At 34.7% G+C, this 7,158-nt stretch carries 8 protein-coding genes; all 8 read left to right on the top strand.

Annotation, left to right across the window (positions count from 1 at the left end):
- The coding region (locus T513_RS0101880) for a transposase (protein WP_238551716.1) at window positions 1–256 on the top strand (256 nt) is incomplete at its 5' end.
- A 282-nt stretch (window positions 257–538) separates the two neighbouring features.
- Window positions 539–1,306, top strand: a complete 768-nt coding sequence (murI, locus tag T513_RS0101875; RefSeq protein WP_029071324.1) for a glutamate racemase — start codon at window positions 539–541, stop codon at window positions 1,304–1,306.
- A complete protein-coding gene (locus tag T513_RS0101870) occupies window positions 1,306–2,214 on the top strand; it encodes a LysR family transcriptional regulator (protein WP_029071325.1) in 909 nt (302 codons plus the stop codon). Before murI ends, T513_RS0101870 begins: the two co-directional genes overlap by 1 nt.
- Window positions 2,215–2,306: 92 nt before the next feature.
- Window positions 2,307–3,944 carry a diguanylate cyclase gene (locus T513_RS0101865; RefSeq protein WP_162176412.1) on the top strand — a complete coding sequence of 546 codons (1,638 nt, stop codon included), beginning with the start codon at window positions 2,307–2,309 and terminating at the stop codon, window positions 3,942–3,944.
- A gap of 156 nt (window positions 3,945–4,100) precedes the next feature.
- On the top strand, window positions 4,101–5,186 hold the full coding sequence (locus T513_RS0101860) for a S1C family serine protease (protein ID WP_236700943.1): 1,086 nt from the start codon (window positions 4,101–4,103) through the stop codon (window positions 5,184–5,186).
- 146 nt (window positions 5,187–5,332) lie between these two features.
- On the top strand, window positions 5,333–5,725 hold the full coding sequence (locus tag T513_RS0101855; RefSeq protein WP_031588671.1) for a hypothetical protein: 393 nt from the start codon (window positions 5,333–5,335) through the stop codon (window positions 5,723–5,725).
- A gap of 2 nt (window positions 5,726–5,727) precedes the next feature.
- Window positions 5,728–6,564 carry a DUF5685 family protein gene (locus T513_RS0101850; RefSeq protein WP_031588670.1) on the top strand — a complete coding sequence of 279 codons (837 nt, stop codon included), beginning with the start codon at window positions 5,728–5,730 and terminating at the stop codon, window positions 6,562–6,564.
- Window positions 6,551–7,150 carry a J domain-containing protein gene (locus T513_RS0101845; RefSeq protein ID WP_031588669.1) on the top strand — a complete coding sequence of 200 codons (600 nt, stop codon included), beginning with the start codon at window positions 6,551–6,553 and terminating at the stop codon, window positions 7,148–7,150. Before T513_RS0101850 ends, T513_RS0101845 begins: the two co-directional genes overlap by 14 nt.
- Window positions 7,151–7,158: the final 8 nt, after the last annotated feature.

Raw genomic sequence — 7,158 nt, 5'->3', positions numbered from 1 at the left:
GGAAGAGTCCTATACATCAAAATCATCATTCTGGGATAGAGATGACATTCCTGTTTACAATGCTGATAATCCAAGAGAATATCAGTTTAGCGGCAAAAGAATACACAGAGGGCAATATAAAACCGCAAGCGGGAAAATAATCAATGCGGATGTTAATGGCGCATTGAACATCATGCGTAAAAGTAGCGTTGTGGATGTTAACATCCTATACGGTAGAGGCGAAGTGGACACGCCTGTAAGAATAAGGATTGCCTGACTTGTCGGGTGGAAACTTAAATATCAAACTTCTTAAATAGAACCGTCAGGTTCTTAGAAGCCACCTACCTTTAGGTGGGTGGTAGTTCACTATGTATAGTTGTGAAATAATTATATAACAGTATCTATGAGTACTCAATTTTTATCTTGGATATCATAAAAGAATGTGAATTTACTCGTTACTTGTATTATGAGATTCTGATAAACTATCATTGCGTATTTTTCTATGCAAGAGATTGATTTTTATCTTTTAAATGATTATGATTAATAATCAGGAGGTAGAATGATGAAGAGAGATTTAGAAAACTATATAGGAGTGTTTGATTCAGGAGTTGGAGGAATCAGCGTACTAAAGGAACTGACTCGTCGTTTACCGGAAGAAAACTTTTATTTTATTGGGGATTCAGCACATGCTCCTTATGGACAAAAGAGCATCAAGGAAGTGCAAGATCGTACAATAGAAATGATCAATAAGCTCGTATTAAGAGGTGTTAAGGCTGTTGTGATTGCATGTAATACAGCTACAAGTGCCGCTATTGATCTATTGCGCAATGTCTATCCAGAGATTCCTATTATCGGGGTAGAACCAGCATTAAAGCCAGCAGTTGAGTCTCATCATCATGTCTTGGTGATGGCGACTGATAATACTTTGAAACTTGATAAATTCCATGAGCTAGCACGTACATACGGCAGCAATGCGACTATTATTCCATGTGTATGTAATGGGTTAGCTGATATCTTAGAAGCAGGACATCTCGATGATGATGTCGTTGACAATTACCTAAAAGAAAAGCTTGCGGATCATGTCGGACATGTAGATAGCGTTGTTTTAGGGTGTACTCATTATCCTCATGTTAAAAAGAATATTCTTAATATATTAGGAGATATTCCTTGTTATGATGGAGGAGAAGGAACGAGCAGACAGCTAGAAAGAAAGCTAAAAGAATTTAATCTTCTTAATACTGATGAAAAGAAGGGTGATCTTATTTTTGCATCTACTCGGGATACAGAAGAAGAATTATCATTATATGAGAGGATTTATAAAGCTTAATGACACTTCAACAATTAAAGTATGTCCTTCAGGTTGCTAAAGATGGATCAATTAATGAAGCGGCCAAGAATCTTTTCATTTCCCAGCCAAGCTTATCTAATGCGATTAAGGATATTGAAGAGGAACTTGAATTATCATTGTTTCATCGTACAAACAAGGGCATCACAGTCACCAATGATGGGGAAGCTTTCTTAGGCTATGCACGAGCAGTAGTAGAGCAGTATGCATTATTAGAAGAGCGTTACCTTGATAAAAAGAATACACAGATTAGTTTTTCTGTTTCCACTCAGCATTATTCTTTTGCGATTAATGCGTTCGTAGAACTTCTTGAAGAAGTTGGCTATGATACATACAACTTTTCTATTGAAGAAACTAAGACAAATGAAATTATTGAGAATGTAAAGAATATGAAAAGTGAAGTAGGAATCCTTTACATGAATGACTTCAACCATGATGTCATCTCCAAGATTCTTCATGAATCCAAGCTTGTATTCCATTCACTATTTGTAGCTAAACCTCATGTCTTTATGAGCATGAAGCATCCACTAGCACATAGAAAATCAGTAAAGCTTGAAGAACTTGATGATTATCCATATTTATCTTATCTTCAGGGAGAAACAAATTCTTTCTATTTTATGGAAGAAATACAATCAACATATCCTCATACAAAGTCAATTAAGGTATCCGATCGTGGTACATTGTTCAATCTGATGATTGGACTTCAGGGATATACTATCTCCACTGGTATTGTCTTTAATGAACTTAACCCAGAGATTACAGCTATTCCACTTGAAATTGATGATTATATTGAAGTAGGATACATTCTCCATAAGAAGTCCTTTGTAACGCCATTGGCTCAAAAATATCTTGATTTACTAAAAAAATCATGTCAAAAGGTACTCGATTAACAAATCGAAGTACCTTTTTTAAAATTTTGACCTTTTTTTTACGAATTCATGTGAAGAAATGATATGATAACCTTATAGAGATGGTGATTATTATGATGTCGATTAGAAATAAAATGCTTTTATTGATAATCACTGCATTGTTATTTGTAGAAGTGGGACTCGGTGGTATTGCATTCTATGAAATACAGAGGTTATCAGATGGGTATGTATGTAGGACTATGAATCTGCTTTGTGAGCGTAATGCTTACTATCTAGATCAGAAGCTTGAAAGAACGAGATCAGCTGTTCGTTCAGTCAAGACAATCGCTGAGCAGATTGTAGAAAATCCCAATGAAATTGAGAATGAAAATGTAAGAAATAAATTGCAATATGAGATGGTCAACACATTTAATAAGATCATTGGTGATAGTGATATTATACGTAGCTATTATTTTCGTTATGCTAGAGCAAACATAAAGAATGAAGGATTTTATCATACCAGAGATTCTTTGCGTAAGAGTTTTTCTAATGTATCTTATAGAACTATGAATGATGAAGGCAAAAATGATGAACAGTTTCAATGGTATTATCAGACATTGTCTATAAAGAATGATACCTGGATTGAGCCACATAAGAACATAGTGGTTAATAAGCAGGTCATAAGTTATGCTTCACCTTTCTTTGTCGAAGGTGAAATGATTGGTGTTGTTGGTGTTGATTTAGACTTCAATGATTTTATTCATCCTGTAAGAAATATTCAGGTCTATGATAAAGGATATGCATTCTTAAGTGATGGTAAAGAGAAGATGTATTGGCATTATCTTTATCCTTATGGGACAAATTATCATTTTAAGATGTATGATACCTTAAAGGAGGATTTAACAACCAGTACATCACAAGATCGCATGCTTTACTATAGTTTTAATGATGAAGATCATGCGCTTGTCTTTGTGACTTTATCTAATGGAATGAAACTGTTCCTTACTGATGAGACAGAGGATCTGTTTAAGGATCGAAATCTTTCTATTAAATCATTGATTGTGATTTGTGTGATTATTGCGATTGTCTTCAGCATTGTTCCTTTCTGGATTGAAAGACGTTATGTTAAGCCTATTGAAGAGATTATCAAATCTTCTCATAAGCTTGCAGAAGGGGATTATGATGTTCGTATTGAGTATAAATCAAAAGATGAAATGGGTTCACTTGCGGAAAGTTTCAATATGACTGCTAAGCAGTTGAAGATCTATTTTAACAGATTGGAAAATCGTGTCTATCGTGATGAATTGACGGGTGTGAAAAATCATGCGGCTTATTCGGAAAAGAAGAATGAGCTTGAAATAAAGATCAAGGAAGATAATGCGGAATTTGGGATTGTGCTTGTGGATATGAATAACTTGAAGATAATTAATGATAACTATGGTCATTATCGAGGTGATGAAGCAATCAAGAATACCTGTCATTTTATTTGTGAACTTTATGATCATTCACCGGTTTATCGTATTGGTGGAGATGAATTTGTGGTTATTATTGAAAACAGTGATTACAGGAATAGAGATGAACTGTTTAAAAAGGCAAGAGAAAAAGCGAGCATCAGATATTCTCTTGAACCATGGATAGAAGTATCTATCGCTTCAGGAATGGGGATCTATAAGAAGGGAGATACGTTCTTGAATGTCTTTGCTAGAGCGGACTTTGAAATGTATCGCAATAAGCAGGAGAACAAAAAGAGAATGCGAGAAGACTTCTTCTAGACGAAAATGGGAAATGAAAATTTTCCCATTTTTTTAAATTGTGTTATGATATGTTTAGGTTAAAGGTATATCCTTCTAACATTTTTTCACATATTTCATACATAATATAAGATTAATTGATTCTTATACTATGTGTATAAAGAAAGGAAGAAACGTATGGAAAATAGAAATCAGAACAATTCTTTTGAAAATAGTCAAAGTATGCATTCTTCTGAGAATAGCAATATGCAATCAAATCAAGCACAAAGTCAGTCTCGTCCACTTAATCAGGCGGGATCATACAACGGGCAAAGAATGAATTATCAGAATAATGGTTATCAGTATAACAATCAAAGAGCTTATCAAAATGCCAATCAGCAAAGAGCTTACCAGCATGCCAATCAGCAAAGAGCCTATCAGCAAGGACCATCTCAGAATGGCCAGTCAGGAATGCCTCCTTACAATAAGCAGAGTGTTTTCTCACAGACCTTTATAAAATTGTTTGTTGTTTTAGTACTTGCTTTTGCAGGAGGAATTGGTGGAGCATATGTCTACACGAATTACTTAGGAAACACTATTACAAGTGTTGATCCTTCTACTACAACAACGACATCTACCAATGCGACAGAAGTTGCTAAAAAGATGTCAGCAAGTGTTGTTGCAATTACAACAGAAAAGATGAGCACTTATAACTATGGATATGGTAATGAAGTATCAAGTGGTGCTGGTTCAGGTGTCATCTATACAAAAGATGGATATATTGTGACTTGTGCCCATGTTGTAGATGGTGCTTCAAAGATCGTGGTAACAACTTCAGATCAGCAGCAGTATTCAGCAACTTTAATTGGTTCAGATAGTTCACAGGATATTGCCGTATTAAAAATTGATGCGACTGATTTAACTCCTGCTACATTTGCGGATAGTTCAAAGATTGTCCAGGGTGCTACTACTTATGCCGTAGGTAATCCAGAAGGACGTCTAAGCAACTCTATTACTTCAGGTATCATTTCTGCTACTTCTCGTTCTATTGAAGTGGCAACTGGATCAAATTCTAATTCTATGTATCAAAATACAATCAAGCTAACAGTTATCCAGACTGATGCCGCTGTTTCACCAGGTAACTCAGGTGGAGGATTATTTGATGCAAAAGGAAATTTAATTGGACTTGTCAGTGCAAAATCTGTACAAAGTGGTTCAGAAGGACTTGCATTTGCGATTCATTCGAATACTGTAAAGACTATTGCTCAGAAATTAATGAAATAAAGAAGTCTCCTAAAGTGAAAGCTTTAGGAGCTTTTTATTGTAAAATTCTATGTTTACGTTTTCATTGAAAAACATTATACTTAAACTATGAGTTCATTTGAGATTCACAAAGAATACTTATAATTCAATTAAAAGGAGCGAGAATTATGAGAGAAAAACTTATGCATTTTATGATGGGAAGATATGGAACAGATACACTTAATACACATATTATGTTCTTTGTTTTATTCTTGATCGTCATTAATATATTTGTACATTCATATGTTATTTCACTCTTATCATATGCACTGTTGATTTTAGAAATATATCGTAGTTTCTCTAAGAATATCTATAAACGATATAGTGAGAATGAAGCTTACATGAAAATGATTGCACCTATTTCTCGTACGGTTACTCTTTATAAGAAAAGATTAAGTGATCGAGATCATCGCTATTATCGTTGTCCACAGTGTCATCAGCTTGTCCGTATCCCTAGAGGTCGTGGAAAGGTTGAAGTGGTATGTCCAAAGTGTCATACACATTTTGATAAGAGAAGTTAATTATGTTTGGTTATGTTGTTTTAAATGATAAGATTTCTGCTAGTCAAAAAGAACAGTATCGTTCTTTTTATTGTGGTCTTTGTGATTGTCTTAAAAATGATTATGGACATAAAGTCACAATGTTTCATTCTAATGATATGACGTTTTTAAGTATAATCTTGGCTGGCTTATATGAACCTGATTTGTTTCATGATGAGTTGACTTGTGTGATGCATCCTTTAAAGAAACATAAGCAGGTAAGACATCAGTATGATCATTATGTAGCAGATATGAGTATTGTGCTTGCCTATTATAAGGCACTTGATGATTTTCATGATGAAAATCGTCATCATCGTCAGTTGAAAATACTGACTAAGCCTTTTTTAAAAGTGAAAGAGAAATATCCTTTAAAGATTGAGCGTATAGAGAAGGCTTTAAATCATATCAACGAATTAGAAAAAGAGGGCTGCACGAATCTTGATCAGATGTGCAATGCTTTTAGTGTAGTAATGGGAGAAATCTTTGCCTATGATGATGACATATGGAAAGATGATCTTTATATTCTAGGAGCGAATCTTGGTAAGTTTATTTATTTGATGGATGCTTATGATGATATTGAAGATGATATCAAGAAGAAGACTTATAATCCTTTTAAGGAGAACTATCACCAGGATCAGTTTGATGAATATGTAGAATCTTTATTGAATCTATTTATAAGTGAAGCCACAATGGCTTTTGAAAGACTGCCCATTTTATTAAATGGGGACATTTTAAGAAATGTTCTTTATTCTGGGGTCTGGTCTCGATTTGAAAGTGTTAAGAATAAAAGAAAGAAAGGTAATATGAATGAATCCGTATGATATTTTAGGAGTCCCATCTTCTGCTAGTGATGATGAGGTAAAGAAGGCTTATCGCAGTCTTTCTAAGAAGTATCATCCTGATGCTAATATTGGAAATCCTCATCAGGAAGAATATACAGAAAAATTTAAGCAGGTACAGACTGCCTATAAAACGATTATGGATGATCGTAAACGTGGATTTACAAATCGTACGTATACGAATCAGTCGCAAAGCTATGATAGCAGCTATTCTTCGTCGTTTACAGGAACTGATGAAGAAGCATATAGAGAAGCAGCTGGCTTTATTCAGGCCCAGAGATTTAGTGAAGCGATGGGTGTCTTAAATGGTATCAGAAACAGAACGGATGTGTGGTTCTATTATGCGGCTATATGTGAGCAGGGATTAGGTAATCCAATTGCAGCACAGGAGTATGCTTCAACAGCTTATAATATGAATCCAATGAATCTGCAGTATCTGATTCTTCTTCAGCAATTGACAGGTGGTCAAAGGGCATATACTACAACCTCACAGAGTTATGGAAGAACAATGTCACCATTTTCATGTTGCTACGCACTGATGTGTTTAAGATGTCTTGGATGCTGTTAAAAAGAAAG

The sequence above is a fragment of the Kandleria vitulina DSM 20405 genome, from assembly GCF_000702065.1.
Taxonomy (GTDB): Bacteria; Bacillota_I; Bacilli_A; order Erysipelotrichales; family Coprobacillaceae; genus Kandleria; species Kandleria vitulina.
Note: the sequence above shows the minus strand (reverse complement) of the source record. Positions and strands in the feature narration are given on the sequence as shown.

Excerpts from the sequence above, each read along its gene's own strand:
- T513_RS0101865 (WP_162176412.1), top strand. The coding sequence starts at position 2,307 with ATGATGTCGATTAGAAATAAAATGCTTTTATTGATAATCACTGCATTG.
- T513_RS0101850 (WP_031588670.1), top strand. The coding sequence starts at position 5,728 with ATGTTTGGTTATGTTGTTTTAAATGATAAGATTTCTGCTAGTCAAAAA.
- T513_RS0101845 (WP_031588669.1), top strand. The coding sequence starts at position 6,551 with ATGAATCCGTATGATATTTTAGGAGTCCCATCTTCTGCTAGTGATGAT.
- T513_RS0101870 (WP_029071325.1), top strand. The coding sequence starts at position 1,306 with ATGACACTTCAACAATTAAAGTATGTCCTTCAGGTTGCTAAAGATGGA.
- T513_RS0101855 (WP_031588671.1), top strand. The coding sequence starts at position 5,333 with ATGAGAGAAAAACTTATGCATTTTATGATGGGAAGATATGGAACAGAT.
- murI (WP_029071324.1), top strand. The coding sequence starts at position 539 with ATGATGAAGAGAGATTTAGAAAACTATATAGGAGTGTTTGATTCAGGA.
- T513_RS0101860 (WP_236700943.1), top strand. The coding sequence starts at position 4,101 with ATGGAAAATAGAAATCAGAACAATTCTTTTGAAAATAGTCAAAGTATG.